The 20,997-nt window shown below is 36.5% G+C and carries 16 protein-coding genes; 6 read left to right on the top strand and 10 right to left on the bottom strand.

All coding sequences use genetic code 11. From position 1 onward, the window contains the following. The first annotated feature begins 95 nt into the window (after window positions 1-95). Window positions 96-1,022, top strand: a complete 927-nt coding sequence (locus tag DS885_RS03665; protein WP_113818052.1) for a D-2-hydroxyacid dehydrogenase — start codon at window positions 96-98, stop codon at window positions 1,020-1,022. 90 nt (window positions 1,023-1,112) lie between these two features. Here DS885_RS03665 and DS885_RS03660 read toward each other — a convergent pair whose 3' ends face one another. From DS885_RS03660 to queF, 7 genes are all read right to left on the bottom strand, one after another. Beyond that, window positions 1,113-2,408, bottom strand: a complete 1,296-nt coding sequence (locus DS885_RS03660; RefSeq protein WP_113818051.1) for an NCS2 family permease — start codon at window positions 2,406-2,408, stop codon at window positions 1,113-1,115. A 302-nt stretch (window positions 2,409-2,710) separates the two neighbouring features. Next, window positions 2,711-4,426 carry a hypothetical protein gene (locus DS885_RS03655; protein WP_113818050.1) on the bottom strand — a complete coding sequence of 572 codons (1,716 nt, stop codon included), beginning with the start codon at window positions 4,424-4,426 and terminating at the stop codon, window positions 2,711-2,713. 205 nt (window positions 4,427-4,631) lie between these two features. Further along, window positions 4,632-5,411 (bottom strand): flap endonuclease Xni, encoded by a 780-nt coding sequence (xni, locus tag DS885_RS03650; RefSeq protein WP_113818049.1) that lies wholly within the window; start codon window positions 5,409-5,411, stop codon window positions 4,632-4,634. A gap of 1 nt (window position 5,412) precedes the next feature. Further along, window positions 5,413-6,765 (bottom strand): nucleotide 5'-monophosphate nucleosidase PpnN, encoded by a 1,353-nt coding sequence (ppnN, locus tag DS885_RS03645; RefSeq protein ID WP_113818048.1) that lies wholly within the window; start codon window positions 6,763-6,765, stop codon window positions 5,413-5,415. Between the two features lie 115 nt (window positions 6,766-6,880). Next, the gene (locus DS885_RS03640; RefSeq protein ID WP_113818047.1) at window positions 6,881-8,353 is read right to left on the bottom strand and encodes a GGDEF domain-containing protein; all 1,473 of its coding nucleotides are present in this window, start codon (window positions 8,351-8,353) and stop codon (window positions 6,881-6,883) included. An 81-nt stretch (window positions 8,354-8,434) separates the two neighbouring features. Continuing rightward, on the bottom strand, window positions 8,435-10,636 hold the full coding sequence (locus DS885_RS03635) for a tetratricopeptide repeat protein (RefSeq protein WP_113818046.1): 2,202 nt from the start codon (window positions 10,634-10,636) through the stop codon (window positions 8,435-8,437). Between the two features lie 73 nt (window positions 10,637-10,709). After that, window positions 10,710-11,567, bottom strand: coding sequence for an NADPH-dependent 7-cyano-7-deazaguanine reductase QueF (gene queF / locus DS885_RS03630; RefSeq protein WP_113818045.1), 858 nt, complete (start codon window positions 11,565-11,567; stop codon window positions 10,710-10,712). Between the two features lie 105 nt (window positions 11,568-11,672). Between queF and syd the strand changes: the two genes are divergently transcribed. Continuing rightward, window positions 11,673-12,224 carry a SecY-interacting protein gene (gene syd / locus DS885_RS03625; protein ID WP_113818044.1) on the top strand — a complete coding sequence of 184 codons (552 nt, stop codon included), beginning with the start codon at window positions 11,673-11,675 and terminating at the stop codon, window positions 12,222-12,224. A gap of 386 nt (window positions 12,225-12,610) precedes the next feature. Here syd and DS885_RS03620 read toward each other — a convergent pair whose 3' ends face one another. Then, window positions 12,611-13,480 (bottom strand): delta-class carbonic anhydrase, encoded by an 870-nt coding sequence (locus DS885_RS03620; RefSeq protein ID WP_258546840.1) that lies wholly within the window; start codon window positions 13,478-13,480, stop codon window positions 12,611-12,613. A gap of 194 nt (window positions 13,481-13,674) precedes the next feature. Here DS885_RS03620 and DS885_RS03615 point away from each other — a divergent pair, with 194 nt between their 5' ends. From DS885_RS03615 to DS885_RS03600, 4 genes are all read left to right on the top strand, one after another. Continuing rightward, a complete protein-coding gene (locus DS885_RS03615) occupies window positions 13,675-14,556 on the top strand; it encodes a DMT family transporter (protein WP_258546839.1) in 882 nt (293 codons plus the stop codon). 287 nt (window positions 14,557-14,843) lie between these two features. Beyond that, on the top strand, window positions 14,844-15,698 hold the full coding sequence (locus tag DS885_RS03610) for a PA4780 family RIO1-like protein kinase (RefSeq protein WP_113818043.1): 855 nt from the start codon (window positions 14,844-14,846) through the stop codon (window positions 15,696-15,698). A 38-nt stretch (window positions 15,699-15,736) separates the two neighbouring features. Beyond that, window positions 15,737-16,822 carry a GGDEF domain-containing protein gene (locus DS885_RS03605; protein WP_113818042.1) on the top strand — a complete coding sequence of 362 codons (1,086 nt, stop codon included), beginning with the start codon at window positions 15,737-15,739 and terminating at the stop codon, window positions 16,820-16,822. A gap of 80 nt (window positions 16,823-16,902) precedes the next feature. Further along, entirely contained in the window at window positions 16,903-17,340 is a 438-nt protein-coding gene (locus DS885_RS03600; protein WP_113818041.1) for a TerB family tellurite resistance protein, read from the top strand. 91 nt (window positions 17,341-17,431) lie between these two features. Here DS885_RS03600 and DS885_RS03595 read toward each other — a convergent pair whose 3' ends face one another. Next, entirely contained in the window at window positions 17,432-19,522 is a 2,091-nt protein-coding gene (locus tag DS885_RS03595; RefSeq protein WP_113818040.1) for an HAD family hydrolase, read from the bottom strand. Between the two features lie 515 nt (window positions 19,523-20,037). Further along, window positions 20,038-20,586: a GNAT family N-acetyltransferase gene (locus tag DS885_RS03590; protein WP_113818039.1), complete on the bottom strand. Its 549-nt coding sequence runs from the start codon at window positions 20,584-20,586 to the stop codon at window positions 20,038-20,040. Window positions 20,587-20,997 lie beyond the last annotated feature (411 nt).

The following is a 20,997-nucleotide window of genomic DNA, read 5'->3' as shown; positions in this document are numbered from 1 at the left end:
TACTTCCCTCATAAAAACCTGTATATCTATTATCCTTCATTTTTTCAAAATCAAAATGGTCATTACTGTAACAACCGTCGAATTAAGGAACTGAAATGAAAATTGTTTTATTAGATGCACTCACTCTCGGTGATAGTGATTTATCTGTATTTGATACATTAGGGGAGTTAACGGTTTATCAAACAACCGATGCCCAACAAACCGCCAAGAGGTTAGTAGGGCAAGAGGTGATCATTACTAACAAGGTGGTGATCACTGCACAACATATGGCTGAGAATCCACAATTGAAACTTATTTGTATCTCTGCAACAGGGACTAATAATGTTGATTTAGAGGCTGCGAAAAAAGCAGGGGTCGAAGTTAAAAATGTCTCTGGATATTCTACGGAAAGTGTCAGCCAAGCGACTTTCTCTCTGTTATTCCAACTGTTACATCAAAGCCGTTATTATGACCAATATATCGCAGATAAAAAATGGTGCGGCAGCTCTGTATTTACTCATATTGAACGTCCTTTCTTTGAAATAAAGGGAAAGCGTTGGGGAGTGATAGCAATGGGCGAGATTGGCCAGCGTGTTGCTCAACTAGCTGGTGCCTTTGGTTGTGAGGTTTGTTATTACTCAACATCGGGTAAAAATAGCCAACAGAATATTCCGCAGGTAGATTTAAAAACACTATTAAGCGAATGTGATGTGATCTCTATTCATGCGCCACTTAATGCGCAAACAGAAAACTTGATTGGTGCAGAGGAGTTAAAACAATTAAAGCCTGGTGCCATTATATTAAATTTAGGGCGAGGCGGCATTATTGATGAACAAGCGATGGCCACTGCTTTAGATACCCAGGACCTTTATCATGGTACTGATGTATTAGCGGTAGAGCCGATGCTTGTTGACCACCCTTATCTTTCTGTCAAAGCAGCTCATCGATTAGTTGTTACGCCACATACAGCTTGGGCAAGTGTTGAAGCTCGTGCTTGTTTAATTGAAAAGGTTGCTGGCAATATCCGCACATTTTTAAGCTAATTAAAGCCAAACCCAAAAATGCCCGATTTTATCATTGATAAAATCGGGCATTTTAATCTGCAAAACATTTAGTAAGTGAATGTTAAATGTTTAACCTGGGAAGAAAATTAGCTTAACTAAGAATAAGATAGCTAGGAACCACACGCTCATGCTTAAGTCTTTTGCTTTACCGCTTGCAATTTTGATCGCTGCATAAGCAATGAAACCAATTGAGATACCGTTAGCAATTGAGAAGGTGAGTGGCATCATGATCGCAATAATCACTACCGGTGCAGCTTCAGTAATATCATCCCAGTTGATGCTCTTAAGGCCACCAACCATCAATACTGCAACGTATAGAAGCGCCCCAGCAGTTGCGTAAGCGGGTACCATACCTGCTAATGGTGCAAAGAATAATGCCAATAGGAACAATACACCAACGACTACAGCCGTTAAGCCCGTACGGCCACCTTCAGCAACACCTGCAACACTTTCAATATAACTTGTTGTAGTTGATGTTCCTAAAACAGAACCAGCCATTGACGCACCACTATCGGCTAATAACGCACGGTTTAAACGTGGTAGGTTACCGTCTTTATCAAGTAGTTTTGCTTTATCTGCTACGGCGATTAAGGTACCTGATGTATCAAATAGGTCAACAAACAGAAAAGCAAATACGATGCTGATCATACCTACGTTTAGTGCACCTGCGATATCCATTTGCATAAAGGTTGGAGCAACACTTGGTGGCATAGAAACAATACCTGCATATTGCACATCACCCATAATAAGGCCAATGATAGTCACTAATAAAATAGCAATCATGACCCCACCTTTAACGCGGAAGTGAGCGAGTGCGATCGTTGCAATAAACGCTAAAGAAGCTAGCGCCGCTGGTAGTGCTGTAATGTCACCTAAACCGACTATGGTTGCAGGATTACCGACTACAATACCGGCGTTCTTTAAGGCAATTAATGCTAGGAATAAACCGATGCCCGCTGCAATCCCTTTACGCATCGGTAATGGAATTGAGTTAATGATCCACTCACGAATTTTGAACAAACTAAGTAAAGTAAAACAAACACCCGATAAGAATACAGCACCTAGTGCCACTTCCCAGCTGTATCCCATGTGTAGTACTACTACATAAGAGAAGAATGCGTTTAAGCCCATACCTGGTGCTAAAGCAACCGGATAGTTTGCGTATAACCCCATAATGAAACAACCTACTGCAGCAGCCAAACAAGTTGCTACAAATACTGCCCCTGAATCCATTCCTGTAGCAGATAGCATTGATGGGTTAACAAAGATGATGTAAGCCATGGTTAAGAAGGTGGTGAAGCCTGCAACAATTTCTGTTTTCACATTACTGTTGTTTTCGCTCAGTTTAAATAATTTTTCTAACATAATTTTTCCGTTACTAGCTGGTGTGAAGGTCTGGTTCCGTGAGACCTATAAAGTTAAAAGTTGAGTGTAAATTTTGGTAAGCGCGTAGAATAACCGATTTTAATCTGAGTGTAATTACATTATTGAACGGGACGAGTTAATTTCAGTAAGTTGTTATCGCCATTATATTAAATAAGTGCGCTAAATTTTGTATGGAAAATATGGTTTAGTTTAAGGTGTAAATGTAGGTAAATGGTTGGTATTAATAAAAAACTGGCCGAAGCCAGTTTTTAAAAGAGGGGGGTAAGTGTTATCAATAACGCTTATTCTTCTGCTGCTTTGTGATTCATTGTTGAATCTAAACGAATGCCTTGGTCATTGATATCAACGTTAATATTCATACGTGTATCGTAATCTTTTAGGAACATCGCTTCTTCAGGAATAATTTCACCCGCTAGTTCAACGGCATCGGCGATTGGTGTTAAAATTTTCTTAGTATCAAAGGATAGTTGGTATAAGCCTTCTGCTGATAATGTTTCGAGCGATAGCTTTTCAGCTTCTTGTAACCCTTTATTACCATTGTAGATAACAAAGTGGTCACCTTTAATCGCCATTTGAGGATCTAAGTTTAATCGTGCAGAAATAGGTATTACTTTATTAAGTGATACTGCTGGGCCATTATTAGTCAAATCAATTTGTTGTAAGTCAGGAACAAACAGTTTAATCGAGTTAAACAAGGCAACTGGATTTTTAACATGAACCGCCAATAATGCATCCAAACTTTCTAAGTGAGGCTGGTCATTATTTTGTGATACTGAATAATCAAAGATTGCACTGCTAATACCTTTCACATCAGCAGCCATACTTGATCCCATACCTAACATTGCTAATGATTCTCCACTCGCATCTATTTGATATTGAATATCTGCTAACGGCTCGCATTGGAAACGAGGGTTTTTTAAGTTCGCCCAAATATCGGTTAACGCACTAGATAATTGACTAACATCTAAACCAATTGAGGTTGCGATGACATTATCATCAAAGTTTTGCGTGTAGTTAGGGATATAACCACGTAATGTTTTTAGTGCATTTAAGATTGGTTGGTTTTTACTTTCAAGTACCGCTGCAAAGCCTAATGTTGACTGTTCCTTGTTGATGTCCATTTGTGTGTAACCAAAAGCAGTACGAGGCCAATTTTGTGCTATTCCGCGTAACTCTTGTTTACAAGCTGCGCTGTGTAACAATTGGAAGGCCGTGTCTTCATCTTTAGTCATTTCTGTTAGCTGCCTAGCTAATTGGTTATCATCTTCGCTGGTGAGACCTTTGATGATCTCTACGTGGTTAATAAAACCTACGCTGCTATCGGTAAACTGGTGTTGTTGGATAATATCTTCGAGAATATGTGTATCAGCTAACGACTTGCTCGGTTTTTTTAATCCTAATGCCATTGCCAGTAAATCATCTGATACAAAACTACTTTGTAGGGTGATTGTTAACATCCCTTTAGATTGTGCAATGATTAGGTTAATTGGCTCACCTTTGTCATCTTCAACCATTGGATAAACTCGATATTTAAGCCCTTTTAATTCACTTTCAGTATGCGTAAAGCCAGTCTCTTGTTCGTTTTTGTCTAAGAGGTCCCAAATCGCTTGTGGATTAGCAACCTCTACTTTGAGTACAGGTAATAAGCCTAGAGTATACATATAAGCACGTATTTCATCTGCTAAACCAAAGTTACTAGCCAGTAAATCAGCATCTTTTAAGCTATCTTCATAGGTGCTTAGTAAATTGGTTAAAAAGTGTATTGAAGGAGACTCTTCACCGTATAAAGGTTCGATATGTATTGGGTGTTTCGGGTCAATCAGGTTAGGTGCTGAAGCGATATAGTCTTTAATAGGAAACGGTGTTAATTGACCTGTAAAAAACGGCGTATCAGCGGGTACGTAACTCAGTACATTATCACTTTCGGCTTGCTGCTGGTATAAGTATGCAGAAGCACCCGCGGCAATCACCGCAATAGGAATTAATATTTTTTTCACAGTTGAAACTCCATAATCTATGACGAACAAAGCGACGAAATAAGGCGCGCTTTATAAAAAGGCTTTATACCCTTTGTAATTAACCCTTCAGTAAGTACAAGGGGAGTAATATTATGTATAAGACGAGTAACTGGTTGGTCAGCTAAATTAGGCATTTGTTCATTCCAATATCTGACTTTTTGCTTTTTTCTCAACCCTTTGTGTATTAAGTTTTAGGGTATCTTAAGTCTTTTAAATTAAAGCCCAGTTGGATATCTTTTTTCAGAGAAACCAGTTGTTTAGAGAGTATCGCTTCCTGTTGCTGTTGTTGCACTTTTAATAAACGTTTATCACTGCTATTTGCAACGTCAAACATAGCATGCAAGCTAGCGTGCTCCTGTAATAAAGCCATAGCCCCTTTATTGCCGACCCCTTCAACACCTTTAATATTACTGCTGCTAATACCAGTAATTGCCCAGTAGTCTGTCAGTTGATCTATTTTCATGCCTAGTTTGTGCTCTACATAATAACTATCCATGTGAAGAGATTGAAAATAATCATAAATACTGGTGTAAGCATTAAGTAACTGATAAAAGCCTTTATCTGTTGATACAATTGTACAACGTTGTTGGCGTGCTGTTACCTTGTGTGCCAGAGTTGCAATTAAATCATCCGCTTCATCTTGCTCAGTTACTAATGATTCAATGCCCATTTCATAAAAGGCATCCTGAATATGCGGTAAATAAGCTTTTAAATCACTGGGGATGGGGTTTCTACCTTGTTTATATTCGGGTAGTAACTGATGACGCCAACTAGCTTGGTGACTATCAAAAACGCAAATCACATGACTTGGATTATGCGCCCTTAATAACTTTTGTAACGCATTACAGGCAGTGTTATTAGTGGCACTTAGTGCAAACTCTGCTTTGGCATTCTGCTTCTCTTGAATGGCGTAGATACGACGAATTAGGTTCATCGCATCTATGATTAATAAAGAGGCACTCATCTTAAGTGTTGATCTTATAACAAGGAGTGTAAACAGTGCCAGGTAACTTCATACGACCTTGGTCAATAAAGCTTTTTAATAACTTATCTACTCTTAACATTAACTCTTTTTCTCCAGTGAGTAGGAAAGGTCCATTCTCTTCAATGGACTTAATCCCTTCATCTTTTACATTACCGCCAACAATACCAGAAAATACACGTCGTAAGTTCGAAGCAAGTTGTTCTTTAGGTTGATCATGGTGTAACACTAAGTTTGCCATATTTTCATGGTTGGGGATAAAAGGTTCTTGAAAGGTATGATCTATTTTTAGTGTCCAATTAAAGGAGTAAGCATCACCAATGGCTTTACGGTACTCCTTGACGCGGCGCATCGATTTTTTAATGACTTTTGCCACAGTCGGCGCATCATCAATAATGATTTGATAATGCTCTTGAGCTTCAGCGCCTAGGGTATGCACAATGAAGTCATCAATGGCTTCAAAGTAATCTGCGCTACCTGCTGGGCCAGTTAAAATGATTGGCAAAGGCTGGCTTTTATTTTCCGGGTGCATCATGATCCCAAGAATATATAACAACTCTTCAGCTGTCCCCGGACCACCTGGGAAAATAACAATACTATGGGTAAAGCGTACAAAAGCTTCTAAGCGTTTCTCAATATCCGGTAGGATCACCAGCTCATTAACGATTGGATTTGGTGGCTCTGCAGCAATAATACCCGGCTCAGTTAACCCCACATAACGACCCGGTGCAACACGTTGTTTCGCATGACCAACAGCAGCCCCTTTCATAGGACCTTCCATGGCGCCTGGCCCACAACCAGTACAAACATTAAGTTCTCTTAAACCAAGCTGATTACCCACTTCACGGGTGTAAGAATATTCAGTTTTATCAATGGAGTGACCGCCCCAACAAACCACCATATTAGGGTCGATACCAGCCTTTAAAAGATGAGCATTACGTAAAATAGAAAATACCAAGCTGGTGGACTCTTCACTCTTTAATTTTGTGGATTGATGGGGTTGTAGTTGAGTATTAACATATAAAATATCACGCAAGACTGAGAATAAGAGATCTTGCATCCCTTTAATTAATTCACCATCAATATACGCATCTTCAGGTGGATTAATTAGCTCTAGAATAACGCCACGCTCTTGATGTAGGACGTTAATCTGAAAGTCTTTATGTTTTTCAAGGATCTCTTTACTGCTATCGGTATGGCTGCCGGACTTTAATACGGCTAACGAACAGTTTCTGAATAGTTGATAAGTTTCGCAAGAGGCGCTGTATTTTAGTTGGTTAACTTCCAGTTGAGAAAGTAGCGCCATACTGCCAACGGGGCTGATATGTGAAATCATAGCTTCTCCTTTTTTAACTCATTAAGATTAACTGAGTTAGCTGGAGAAGCCACGTAAAACTCTTGTTTTTATTGTAAATAATTGAAATAAAACAGGCTATGTCGCTAGTTTTCTCTTAATCATCGACACTTTTTTCATTTTTACCTTGTTGTATAACTTGATCTTTACCTTTTCGTTTAGCCTGATACAGTGCGGTATCAGCACGTTCAAAGGCATCATCACTTTCATCGGATGCATTAAACGCAGTAAAACCAGCAGAGATAGTGATGGTAAGGTGTTCATCTTTAAACTGAAACGGAATAGACTTGATGCGGTCACGTAATTTATTCAAAGCTACTTCTGTTTGTGTTGGTGTGATTTCAGGTAATAACAACGTAAACTCTTCTCCACCAAAACGTGCAATATAATCTGCGTTACGAATCGATTTTTGCAAGGTCTGTGCAATCACGTTTAATACCTTATCACCTGCAAGGTGACCAAACCTGTCATTAATAGATTTGAAGTTATCTATATCAATAATGGCAAGGTTAAGTGGGGTCTTATAACGTTTAAAACGAATTACTTCTGTTTTTAAACGTTCACTCCATGCTGCTCGATTAGGAATTTTAGTCAAGAAATCAATATGTAATTGTTTATTCTGTTGCTTCAAAGTTTTTTGGTAACTTTGTGTCTCGTTCTGTAATTCTTTAATTTGTCTAACCATGCTTTGGAACTTTTTACAGAACTTTTCTTCTTGTTGTTGCTCCTGTAAAGCCATTGCTGCTTTTACATTGGTTACGTAATCAGAGATTGAAGCTTGTAACTCTTCTAGTGTTTGATTTTTACTGTTTTCTTGTAATTCATCTGCACCTTGATGAATTGTTTTATAGGTCTCTTTTTGCTTTTCAAAATCTTCTTCACTGAGCTTTAAGGTTTGTGCAAAGTTTAAATAAAATTGCGTTAAGCTATCATTGAGTGTGTATAAGAAGTGGCGAGAGGTACGACGCTCTTCACGTGTACTATCAATAATAATATTAATAACTTGTAAGCAATATTGTGGTAATTGAAAAGGATCTGGATCGTTAGAAATATCAATACGTACTTTTTCTAGCTTTTTAACAAAAGCCTGACCCACATCTAATTCAAGAATCAGTAGTTGTAGTTCATCGTTGATAAAAGAGATATCAGCTTTAGTATCTGTCTCGGTACGGTTAGCGCTTTTGTTCAACTCAATCACAGCATGTTGATAAATCTTTATTAACTCTTTTAATGCATTGTGGTGTTCGCCAATAGTGTAAGGCTCTGGTGCGCCTTTCATTGTATTTATCTTATTTTTAACGGCTTCTGATAATGAATCGATTTGTTGCAGTTGTACCTGTGATTGACGTGCAACTAGTTTACCTTCGGACAACTTGTCTTCAAGGATATAAGGGGTATTTTCAAGGTGTTCGCTATATTCATCAAATAACTGAATTTCATCTTCAGCAGTGGTGGCTGATTGCAATTTTTTTAAGAATTTAAATTGGTATTTATCGATAGCTTTATCTTGTCGATAGCTCCGTTTTAATAATTGCTGCAATAACCGAGTTATTGCTTTAGATGATGACATCCGCTGATTCCTTTTATTATTATTATTTTTTAGTATCGAACAGTTTCTTTTTTAGTACAAGGCAAGGGATCTCAAATTTAACTAACGATTTAATTCTGGCCAAGAGATGGTAGTGCCAGGGTGACTACTTTTTTGTTTTACAATGCCTTTATCTATACCTGCTTGACCCAATACCCATAAGTCCCCATCAAAGAAGGCCGGTTGAATTTTTTCAATGGCATATAACTGTAACCAAGTGTTGGTATTGAGTTGATCGCGCAGTTGGCAGGCACCATATAATGCCAAGCTGGTAAGGTTTAACATTCTTTCTGGCACGATGGCACGTGATACATTGTTTAAGAATGGGAAGGCTACCACGCCACAGGCGATATCACCTGTTAAATCATGGCTTTCTGCAAAGAATTTGAAGAAGGATTCAATCTCTAACACAAAGTCTTTGGCTTCTTCATATTGCTCTTGCTCGGAAATAAATAGCAATTGATTATCACGTACTTGAGAGATCTGCGTACGTTGGTAAAAATGCGTTTTTAAGGCTTCACCTAAAGCTTCTTCAATATTTTCTGCACTAAACAGGCCCTTAGAACCATTCAGGTTATTAAGGAATGGGATATTAACCAATGCATAATACAGTGGAACACCTTGATACTGTAACTCATTCTCTTGAACTTGTACCTGGTGTGAAGGTAATTTTGAGCGCGGGTGTAACTGCAATCGATTACGTGTTGCTAACTCTAAAGCAATTAGCTTTTTATTTCGTTTAAAGATGCCTAATAGAATTGATAGGGCAATAATTAATAACAATGCAGCTATATAAGAGATATTTTTAAAGCGATTATTTTTTAACAGTAATTCGTTATTTTTTGTTTCTAGTTGAATCTGTTGTTGTGTTTGTTCTATAAGTTGGAATTGTTCGTTTATTTTTAACTGTTGTAATGCAAAGAGTTTCTCTTTGATGGCATTTTGTAAAGAGTGGAAGTTTTTAAAATGGAAGTTAGCTTGTTGGTGATCGCCTGATAGCTCATAGCTTAACGCTAACATCTCAAAGGCTTTTACTCTTAATTCAGGGAATTTATCTTTTGCCAGTGTTAATACATTTTCTAACTGCAAAATGGCTAAACCAGTATCTTGGCTACGAATATTCAACTGTGCTAATAGTAAGATAGTTTCCGTTTGCTGTTCAAGGCGATTCAGTTGCTTGAAGTGGTAGCGTGCATTTTGTAAATACTTTTGCGCTAAATCTGTATTTTTATCAAGCTCGTAGGGCATAGATGCATAAGTTCTCCCTAGCTCAAGGTAGATGTAAGCCAGTAACGTTTTATGTTTTTTCTCAACCAGCTCCATGGCATTAAAAAGATAGATTAAGGATTGATTAAACTCTTTGTTTTGACGTTTTAAAATAGCAAATTTGAGTAAGCTATCTGCCTGTTGTACATAGTTTTCTGTCGGGAGAAGCAATTCAACACGCTGACTAGCAAAGTCCATGGCACGTTTATAACGATGCTTTTGTTGGTAAAGGTTAGATAGGCTGGCGTTAATTAAGTTATTAAGCTTAATTAATTGTTGTTGATCAGCCATTGTTTTAGCCGTTTGAAAATTTGAAACCGCTAATTGTTGTTGGTTAATTTGGTCATAATAGTGCCCATAATAATAAGCTAACCAAGCCAGTAATTCATTATTTTTGCTGTTTTTAAGGCTTTGTTTAACTTTGCCTAACGATTCATTTGCTACTTGATATTGATGCGTCTCCAAAGCTAGTTTAGTAACACTTAAATTAACTATCTCTGGTAGGTTTGCGTAATTGGTTTTTTTGTTATCTTCCATTACTTGTAGTGAGTGCTGCATCATATTAATCAGCGTTTCATTACTTAATTGTGGGCGTTCTGGTTCAGGAATTTCACTGGCAATCAGATTTAAGGTTCTAATTTCATCTGCTGTTTCGCTAGGGTTTTTTAATAACGGCATTAATAGCGATAAACTTTTTTCGTAATTCTCTAGCTCAATGTAACAAGACGCTAATAGATGTGTAGGGGCATTATTCGGTATTCTTTTAGTAGTTAAGCGAGAATTTTTATTAATAAAGTTATCTTGTGGAGGTGGCAGAGCAGCCACTTTGTCCATAAAAGCAGTGACGTTCTTAATACAAGACACAGGTTCAAGTTCACGGTTTTTATAGCTTTCTTTAATAGATGCGGGGATTTGCGCATCACCGAGTTCTATTGCTAACACGAAGTGACTTAACGACACCAGCAAGCAACCTATAAATGCACGTAAAAAAGAGTTCATGAATACTTAAAACCTTATATGAAATTTACACCTTAAACCCCTTTAAGGTGTAACTATTGTAACAAATTTAGCGTTACTGTCGTACTAAACGGACATTGTCGATGCTAGGTGATGCCTCTGTACTACGTAATGGATTGATATCTAATCCGCCTCGACGCGTATAGCGAGCATACACTGTTAATGACGTTAAAGAACCATGTGCCATTAAATCACAAAAAATACGCTCTACACACTGCTCATGAAACTCGTTATGTTGGCGGAAAGAGACTAAATAACGCAGTAATTTTTCTTGGTCTAATTGTTTGCCTGTGTAACTAATTTGAACACTTCCCCAGTCCGGTTGGCTAGTGATCAAACAGTTAGATTTGAGCAGGTTAGAATACAAGGTTTCAGTGACCGTTTCTTCTAGACTAATATCCTGTAATAAATTTGGAGATAGTTGATATTGGTCTACTTCAATATCAAGTTCATCGATATTTATCCCAGACAAAGTGCCTAACTCATCAACTACTGTATTTAAATTCGCATTAAGTGTTACTTCTACTGGTTTTTTTGCACAGGCTGATAAATCATTGCTGAGAATCTTTTGTACCGTTTCTACCGAGTCAAACTTACTCTGGTTAAAACTATTTAGGTAAAGCTTAAATGATTTAGACTCGATTAAAAACTCACTATCGTAAGGGACTTTAACAACTCCTGTTGCAACAATAGGTTTGCCTTTGCTGTTTAACCAAGAAAGCTCATAGATATTCCATAAATCAATGCCATAAAAAGGTAAAGAGTTAGCCTCTAGGGATAATTCATTACGGTTTAAACTACGTGGCACACCTTGCAGTAAGCTATTGTCATAATGGCATTTATATTCGGTTACTTTACCGAGTGATAAACCTGTTAAGGCGACATCTTGATCATACAGTGTTGAATTTGACATTGAGTTTCTCATTTTAAAAGCAGAGGGTGTTATAAATACAAGACAAAACAGCCCGAATCGTTACAATATGTCGTATTGTAACTAAAAAGAAGAATTATTCGAACTATGAATACAGATATCCAAACTGAGTTATTAGCGTTACAGCAACGCCACCTTGCCTTATGGGAAGCAGAAAAAGGAACATTACCAACGCAGTTATTTGACCCAGAGTGGTTGTCGCCATGTCAGGTGGGCCAAGTCGTTGGTGATCAAATAACTTGGAAAGCAACACCCCGTGAGGAAAAAGCGGACTTAAAGAATATTGAAGAAGCGCTCGAAATAACCTTACATCCATCCATTGAAGTGTTGTTTTGCACCAATTATTGCGATCATTTGCCCTGTGAGTTTGATGGCCATCCCATTGAACTTATCCAAGTTTGGAATGAGCAAGATTTTTCTGGTTTGCAAGAGAACATGATTGCCCACTTTATGATGCAAAAACGTTTAAAGAAACCTGCTTCTATGTTTATTGCAACTTGCAGTGATGAGATGCAAGTGATCTCAATCCTAAATGAAACAGGTCAAGTGCAGTTAGAAACGTTAGGCAAAAAACAGGAAGCGGTGTTAGCTGAGTCATTAGCAGAGTTTCTAAGTAAGTTGACTCCAATATTGCCATAGGCTGTTTGTTTAGCGCGGGGTTTATAAAAGGGAGGGCAGTTAGTTATTAATATTAGCACTCTAGCATTGTAGCCATTACGTGTAGCCAGCAAGCAAAGAGATATTTTTGTGCAATTATATTTAAGAAAATTAAGTATAAAGCTGAAATAACTATTTCAGCTTTATACATTATTGTTTTAAGCCGTAGTACAAAGGCTTAATAATTATCGACAAATAATACCAATCACACTAAGTAACAGATCTATTTTACTTGTTAAAATAACTTATTTCTTCGTTGTTATCTTCGTTAATAGAACAACTGTTTTAACTTAAATTACGCCTTGAACTAAGTCATTTTTCCATCGCAACATTTAGAGCACTTATTTAATACAATTGGTATAAATTATTTAATTCCCTGATAATAATAAAGGATCGATAACTAAGTTTCTTACACCATGCGCGTGATTTTCTTTGTATTTATTGTCATTTAACCATTCCGAAACTGTGTTTATATCTACTTTCAACGTTTTAGGGCGCACACTCCAAGTTACTTGAAATGGAGAGCCTTGTTGATTGTAACTTGGGCCTGTAGTTGAACCAAGGTATTGGATTGGTTGTCCAGAGTTATCTGGAATATTGATTGCCTGTGCACGATCACCTTTTATTGTATCTTCAGTTAACTCGACAAAATTTAGCGCGTCTTTATCATTGACTAATACAAATACTTGAGACTCTACACGAAGCGCTGGATTTTTAATTGAATCACTTAAACACGAACCTAAGGTTGGACCCGGTTTTACTTTCGCTGTTGAGTAAACGTAATGAACTTCAATTGTATCTCCAGGGAATAATTCATTATGCAGCGCTGCTGTTAATGATTCAGAAGTTGGGGTAAGTTCTTTCTTAGTTAGCTGCCCAGTATATTGATAGCCAGTATTATAGCCTTTACCGTCACCATTACCTGCGTAACGTGAAAAGTCACCCCCTTTGTGTTCAGCATTTTTATGGAAATGAATATTACATAGGTTCATTTCCATTGAGCTTGGAGCAAACGAAAATAATTGTTGATTACTACCAGTTATATTATCTATGTCTCTTGGGGATTGTGGGCCAAATCCTTTGCCAAGGGTGTTTTTTTGCAATTCAGATCTTTGCATATCAATAATTTGATCTGTTACGGGGTTTGCATCAGTGATTGCCTGTGATGCAAAAACCGAAAGTGGAAGTACAGTAGTAGTACACAGCAGTAATAAATGTTTTTTCATTCTAATGTTCATAGCTATCCTTGCTAGTAATTAATAGTCGCCACATCATAGTAGCTTGGTTAAAATATTTTCAGGTTTTTTCTCTTTAAGTTTTTGATGTTAGAGGGGGGATTATAATAAGAGAACTAAGTACTTAAATAAATAACAGGTAGAGCAAGAATAAGATAAACTATCCATATCTTGCTCTTAATCACATTAATACCGATATGTTACAAAATTTCTTTTTATCTATTCCAATCAGCTTACGTTTTATGCTGTTATCCGCTTTTTCATTTGCTTTGATGACGGCCTGTGTAAAGTTGGTCAGCACTCATAATATTCCTGTTTTTGAAATTGTTGCTGCTAGGGGCTTGATTTCTTTATTGATCAGTTATGTGGATATTAAACGTAAAAAAATCGCGGTATGGGGAAATCATAAAGTCTTATTAATATCGCGAGGAGTGGTTGGGACGTTAGCATTGATTTGTGTTTATTACGCAGTGACAACGTTACCCTTGGCTGAGGCGACCTTATTACAGTATTTATATCCTGTTTTTACTGCTTTGTTAGCATTTTTCTTTCTAAAGGAGCGAATTCAACGCTCGACGTTAATATGCATTGTCTTATGTTTGACCGGCTTACTTGCCATGGTGCAGCCAAACCTAGCATTAAATGGTGAAGCGGTTTTACCTTGGTTTAGTGTGTTTGTTGCTCTATTAGGGGCATTAGGTAGCGGAACTGCTTATGTAATTGTGAAACGTTTGAGTAAAACGGAAGATAGTTCAGTGATTATTTTTTACTTTCCGCTTATTGCATTACCACTCTCTTTGATTTTATTAGGCAATGATTTTGTGATGCCAGACGGTGAAGCATTAATCTTATTATTGTTTGTTGGGATCTTTACACAAGTTGGACAGGTGGGATTAACCAAAGCAATGCAAACAGAGGTTGCTGGTAAAGTAAGTGCTTTTTCCTATGTACAAGTACTATTTTCTACAGTGTTAGGTGTATTCATCTTTAATGAAATACCATCAGTATGGACATTAATTGGCGGTATATTAATTATCCTAGGCGCGTTAATTAATGTGTTTGGGAGTAAGAAAAAATAACCTCACTCAAGCCTTACTAAGCTTTCCAATATATCTAAACATTGATTTATAGGCTTATTACTCATGCTAAGTACTGATTAATAAGCCTTATTATCATCCATAAAACTCACTTTTATCCTATAAAAATGAACTATTATGACTTTATAATGACTATAATTGCATAAAAAAGAAACAATGCTTGTCTGTGTCTTTGTAGTATTGTATTGATTGTTTGTTTTTATTAAGCGATTGATTGATACCAATCGCATACTCCTAACCTCAAGAAAATTAAAGATTTAATGACATAAATGAAGATACCTAAAAGAATTCAGCCACTCGTTGATGATGGCATAGTTGATGACGTATTACGCCAATTAATGAGCGGCAAAGAAGCCACTGTTTATGTTGTGCAATGTGGTGATCAAGTTCGTTGTGCAAAAGTCTATAAAGAAGCTAGCAAACGTAGTTTTAAAAATGCTGTGTTGTATAACGAAGGTCGTAAAGTCCGTAATGGACGTAATGCCCGTGCAATGCAAAAAGGCTCAAAGTTTGGCCGTGAGCAACAAGAAGAGATTTGGCAAAATACAGAAGTAGACACGTTATACAAGTTTGCCGCTGCAGGTGTGAGAGTGCCCACTCCTTATGGCTGTTTTGGTGGTGTGCTGATTATGGACCTTATTACCGATGAAGAGGGCTATGCCGCTCCGCGTTTAAATGATGTTTCATTATCTGAACAGCAAGCGCTAAGCCATCATCAAAAAATGATGGATTATGTGGTGCGCATGTTAAGTGTTGGGATCATTCATGGTGACTTATCTGAGTTTAATGTGCTGGTGGATGAGCAAGGTCCTGTCATTATCGATCTACCACAAGCTGTTGATGCTGCTGGTAATAATAACGCTAAAAAGATGTTGCTCCGTGACGTTAACAATATGACCCAATATTATGCTCAATTTGCACCTAGCTTGGCTAGTACACGATATGGCGAAGAAATTTGGGCTATTTTTGAAACCGGAGAGTTATCAGATAAAACAGTATTAACAGGGCAGTTTGTTGATTCTGAGGTTGCTGCTGATGTGGATAATGTTTTAAGTGAAATTAATGCTGCACGAGAAGAAGAGTTAGATCGTTTAGCTCGTATTGAAAACCATGATTTACTATAAACTATTTTTGTTATGTTTAATGCAGGTGAGTCGCTAGCATGATGTTATCACGGTATTACTCATTGATTGATATTGGTACTCAACATGAGCCGGAAAGTAAGATTAGAAAAATACGTATGCTTAATGTATTAAGCTTACTGACGATACTTATCTCCTTTGTTTATACAGCTAATTATATCTTTGTTTTAAATGAAATTGTCGCTGCACAATATAATGCGATTTTAACACTCGCTTATGTATCTGTTTTTATATTGAGCTTTTTCCATCAACATAAAGCGGCCAAAGTTACCTATTTTTTGGCTATTTTATGGCATGTATTTTTATGTACTAATCTATTTTTTACCAAAGAGAGTGGCTTTCATTTTTATTACTTCTTAGTCCCAATGGGGGCCTTGTTAATTTTTGATTTAAATGAGCGCTTTTTAAAAACAATATTAAGTATTGCTGCAGCTGTATTGTTTTTATACTGTGAGAATACGCCCAATGAATCACCTTTAATTTTATTGAGTTCCACTACTAACCATCTTTTGTATCAATCAGTATTCTTAATTAACATGTTTGCTATTGTCATTGCTTTTACCTTGTTTAGTAAGCAGATTGAAAAACATGAACTGGAGTTAGTTAAACAAGCCACTACAGATATTTTAACTGGCATACACAATCGTAGGAGTTTTTTTGAGCAAGGCGAACAGTTGCTTTATGACATTAATAAAGCGCAGCAAAATATAACTCTGTTATTGCTCGATTTAGATTTTTTCAAACATATTAATGACAAGCATGGACATGCCGTTGGTGATGAGTGTTTAGTCAAAGTGGCAAGTGTGTTAGATAAACTTAGTTTCAAAGATAAAGTATGCGCACGTATAGGTGGTGAGGAGTTTGCATTATTATTGCCGCAATGTAGTTTGCAACGCGCGATGTTAATTGCAGAAAAATTAAGGGAGGAGATCGAGCGTTTAGTGATCACAAATAAAACTGATGACGTAGTGAAATGTACGACAAGTATTGGGGTGAGTTACAATACAAATCACCAAGAAGATCTTAAAACGTTACTTGAAAAGTCAGATGTTGCACTATATGAAGCAAAGGATAACGGGCGTAACCGTGTTGTTTCATACTCCTAACATGGATGATACTTGTTAAAAATAAGCATCTATGATGCTATAAAAATCGTAATCCATATAGATATCAATAGGCCATAAATATGATTGCAAAAATTAAACAGTTTTTAAATACGATGATCCCACCCGAAAGCCCTGAATTCGATAAAACCTTAGGTATTGTTTGTTTGCTTTGTGAGGTGTGTGTTGCCGACCATGATAGTGCTTCGGAGGAAGAAGCGGCTGTGATTCATACCTTGCAAAAGCTGCTAGATATCGAACCGCAAAAAGCCAGTGAGTTATTACAAGTGGGCATGAAAGAGGTGAGTACCAGTAATTCAGTATTTGATTTTACTTCACAATTAGGTGAACTAGATAGTCATGCCCGTATTGGTGTCATTAAAGCCATGTGGGAAATCGCTTATGCTGACGGACATTTAGATGAAATGGAAGAGGCATTAATTCGTAAAGTCGCTTCATTACTTTACGTTAATCATAGTGACTTTATTAAAACTAAATTGTCTGTTTTATCAAGCCACTAGAAGTCAGTGATTGATTGGTGTTGAGCGACTATCATGTTAACTCGACGTGATAGCTACTTTATAGTCGCTTGGCTACCTTTCATTTATGCGTTTAAACAGCAGCCCTTTGTTTCTTAATTTTCTTAATATACGAAAACATCCTTTCTGGTAAAATATTCCCTATATATCTTCGTCTGAAACCCACTTTCCATAACGATGAATAATAATGTTTTTTAAACTTTAATGGCGATGTGAAAGCGCTCCATGAGCCAGATGTTTTAGCTAAGTGCCTTTCATAATTATTGCTTCCAACATATTCTGAATGAGTTAAATTACCAAATTGAACAGATTCTTGATAAGTGGGGGCGGTTAATAACCTTGAAATTGGATTGATTGAAGATTCAGGTGAAATGTCCATCTTCCAACAGTCACTTTCTGTTTGCATAAAGTCTTTAATAAAATCTAATGTTCCTTCTTGAAATTCATTTATTATCTCTTTTGTTCTATGCGAAGAGACATGCTCTTCAAAGACGGGATCAATCTCCCCTTTATCTGACTTAAAATTAATGACAGAGCCATGAGGAGCAGAAAAAATAAATTCAAATAAGTGCACGCAGCCAACGATCACATCATAATTTTCTTTAGGCTTGGAGAAATTACATAGATAACCAGACATAGGTAGCCCCTTTGATACATAACGCTTTGCGGTATCGAAAGTACCTACATAATAGCCTGTAACATCTATTTTTTGGTTTAATATATGGCTTAACTTATGTATTGAGTTTTGCATCGTGCCTTGCCAACCTATATCGACAATTGCTATTTTTCCAGGTTTTAGAAAACCAATTTGATCTAAGTAGCTTGTTAAGTTCTTTCGTTCATTAGCGGAAACTTGGCAGACTTCTTTGGTTAATAATTTAAAAAGGTTCGCTAATTTTTTTTTGTCTTCTGCCGAGACGACTTTATCCGTTTTACCTGTAAATCCTGCCTCGATTATTTTGCTTATATGTTGATCTGAGTTGATCTGTATTCTGTCTAGGTAGTGCTCTACACTTAAATTGGGAAAAATATTACATAATAATTTTAGTGAAGATTCATCTATTTCATTGCATATAGTAGGAATGTTAATTGCTCTTCGAGACGCATACATATAATGACTGGGTGGCACTGCTTTACCTTGATTCATTAAGTTATAAACTTTATGCATCATGTATCCGTCACGAGCGAGGAAAAATGCCTTGTCTATTTTTTGCTCAACAAGGTTAGTGGTGAGCCACCGAATAAATCCTAAATAGATAATACCACAGTATATGTATCCAAAATCATACCAAAGGTTGGCTTTGTTATTATCTCTACGCGTAAACACTTTATTAATAACGGTCGCAAAGTAAATAGATTCATCCATTGATAAGCAATTATTATATCGCTCTTTTAATGCTTTACATTCTGGTCGTTGAAATGCGCGTTCGCTGGGCTTTTCGTAATAATAGGTCTTAATACCTTTTTTCATCGCATTGATAATATCGGCATAAAAGTAGTCGCCAATATGAAGGATGCTAGAAGGAGGGCAAGCGATATCGTTCAAAATGTGACTGAATAAAGCACCTTTAGATTTAGACTTACGTATAGTGGAAGATAAATAAAGTTTATTAAACGTTGTGTAGCCATTGTCGTGGAGAATGTTAGTGATAACATTTTCTGGTAAATACATATCCGATGTAAAAATAACTTTTTTGCCGTTATCGATGCAATATTGATAAAACGTGTGCATATATTCATTTTTGACACAAAACTTTTGCTCTGTCTCTATTTCTAATGCTTTTAATCTATCTACTATTTTTATATCGAGATTTTGCTTTTGTTGGATATGGCGGTAAATTTCGTCTAAATTGAGTGATTGAACACCACTGATTTCACTGGCTATTTTAGTGGCTTCGGGCTCTGCTTGGGTGCGGGTCTTTTTGAATTCGAAACTAAGCGTTCCATACTTTTTAATATATAATTTTTCTACAATAGTAAAAATATCTGATGGATTAAGTACCTTTCTGACGATAACGGTATCGAAAATATCGAAGGAGACGACATCACTCTTATCAATTAACTTTTTAAGGTCATTATTTCGATACAATCGCTTTATTAGTTTTATGCATCTATTGAGGATTTTTAACTTAATTTTTTTAACTTTTTGTTTTACTAATATCATAATTAATCATCCTTCAGACCATGTATAAATTCAAAAAAGCCCTTGAATTACATTGACATGAAATGTTTGAAGTAAAGCATCAGTTTATTGTTTTTATAGGAAAGAAATAACGACACTTTCCACGTTACTGATGATGTCCGTATACCTACTTTAAGATTTATACTGATTCAATTATTTTATTATTTAGACATTTTTTAATTAAGGCTGACGTGTCCATTACGCACGACTGTTGTATTTACTAGGTGGCTTCTCGATGTTTTCTATATAAACACATATATGTTACCTAAAAAAGATAAGTGTTTGTAAAGAGAGGAGCTAAGCTTGGAGAAGCACCTAAAGTAAATTTATATTAATCCTATAAGGGCCTTAATTAACCTCGACCATATCTCATTAATAATAAAAGTTATCAATGCGATAGTGAGAATGTATTGTTAAGTTGAATTATCAGATAGATATACTACTGCAACAGCTAACTTAACAACATACCAATTTAGGTAAGGTTTGCCTTTAAAACCTTACTTTAAGCGCTTTTTTAATAAATAGTCGGTTTGGATATCTCCGCCCATATCAAAGCCGTGCTCGCCGAATTTGAAAAAGCCCATTTTGTTGTAGAACTTTAATGCGGGTTGGTTATCTTCCCAAACACCTAACCATAGATATTGCTTGTTTTGTTGTTCTGCTCGAGAAACCGCAAAGTTGATTAGCTGATGGCCTAGCCCTTTACCTAAAAACTTTTGGTCTAGGTAGATCTTTTCTACTTCTAATGCATCAGGGTCTGCAATATCTGTCTGGGCACTGCCAACATTAAGTTTTAAAAATCCAGCTATCTGAGCTGTTTGGTCGCTAATAGGCGCCGAATAAATAAAGTAAAATTCACTTTCTGGATTTTGTAGCTGCGTTGAAAGCAGGTTTATATTCAATGATTCTTGATAGTACTTTTGTAATAAGGCTTCACTATTACTGTCTGCAAAAGTCTGTTGGTAGGTTTCAATGGCAATGTCTCTTAATAAAGCAACCTGCGGTAAACTACATTTTTGCATATTATCTGGGATAGTTATTTGCATTATCTTCCTTAAGTCTTTAAACAAATCCTGAAATGGTCTGTTTTACATCTTAAATTAACTTATTCAGCGGGGCAAAACTTTACTCATTTAAACTGGCTTATACCAATTGTATTAAATAACTGATCTAAATTTTGCGCCGGAAAAATGGCTTAGTTTGAGGCGTAAGTTGATGTAAATGGTTGTTCCCTATACGAAACTTACAACGAAAAAATAAGTTGTTTTAACAAGTAAAATAGATCAGTTACTTGCTATGATTGGTATTATGCCTTTATGTAAAGATGGTAGCCGTTATGTCATCAATATGACTATCATATAGCGAATATCATATACAAAAAAACTCACCGAAGTGAGCTTTTTATTTAATGCGACGAATATGTCGCATATTAAATGTTAATTAGGATTATTTTGTAT

This window comes from Psychromonas sp. B3M02 (assembly GCF_003318165.1).
Lineage (GTDB): Bacteria > Pseudomonadota > Gammaproteobacteria > Enterobacterales > Psychromonadaceae > Psychromonas.
The sequence above is the reverse complement of the archived record's forward strand: the minus strand, read 5'-3'. Positions and strand labels throughout refer to the sequence as shown.

Excerpts from the sequence above, each read along its gene's own strand:
- DS885_RS03665 (WP_113818052.1), top strand. The coding sequence starts at position 96 with ATGAAAATTGTTTTATTAGATGCACTCACTCTCGGTGATAGTGATTTA.
- DS885_RS03660 (WP_113818051.1), bottom strand. The coding sequence starts at position 2,408 with ATGTTAGAAAAATTATTTAAACTGAGCGAAAACAACAGTAATGTGAAA.
- xni (WP_113818049.1), bottom strand. The coding sequence starts at position 5,411 with ATGAGTGCCTCTTTATTAATCATAGATGCGATGAACCTAATTCGTCGT.
- ppnN (WP_113818048.1), bottom strand. The coding sequence starts at position 6,765 with ATGATTTCACATATCAGCCCCGTTGGCAGTATGGCGCTACTTTCTCAA.
- DS885_RS03640 (WP_113818047.1), bottom strand. The coding sequence starts at position 8,353 with ATGTCATCATCTAAAGCAATAACTCGGTTATTGCAGCAATTATTAAAA.
- DS885_RS03635 (WP_113818046.1), bottom strand. The coding sequence starts at position 10,636 with ATGAACTCTTTTTTACGTGCATTTATAGGTTGCTTGCTGGTGTCGTTA.
- queF (WP_113818045.1), bottom strand. The coding sequence starts at position 11,567 with ATGTCAAATTCAACACTGTATGATCAAGATGTCGCCTTAACAGGTTTA.
- syd (WP_113818044.1), top strand. The coding sequence starts at position 11,673 with ATGAATACAGATATCCAAACTGAGTTATTAGCGTTACAGCAACGCCAC.
- DS885_RS03620 (WP_258546840.1), bottom strand. The coding sequence starts at position 13,480 with ATGAACATTAGAATGAAAAAACATTTATTACTGCTGTGTACTACTACT.
- DS885_RS03615 (WP_258546839.1), top strand. The coding sequence starts at position 13,675 with ATGTTACAAAATTTCTTTTTATCTATTCCAATCAGCTTACGTTTTATG.
- DS885_RS03610 (WP_113818043.1), top strand. The coding sequence starts at position 14,844 with ATGAAGATACCTAAAAGAATTCAGCCACTCGTTGATGATGGCATAGTT.
- DS885_RS03605 (WP_113818042.1), top strand. The coding sequence starts at position 15,737 with ATGATGTTATCACGGTATTACTCATTGATTGATATTGGTACTCAACAT.
- DS885_RS03600 (WP_113818041.1), top strand. The coding sequence starts at position 16,903 with ATGATTGCAAAAATTAAACAGTTTTTAAATACGATGATCCCACCCGAA.
- DS885_RS03595 (WP_113818040.1), bottom strand. The coding sequence starts at position 19,522 with ATGATATTAGTAAAACAAAAAGTTAAAAAAATTAAGTTAAAAATCCTC.
- DS885_RS03590 (WP_113818039.1), bottom strand. The coding sequence starts at position 20,586 with ATGCAAATAACTATCCCAGATAATATGCAAAAATGTAGTTTACCGCAG.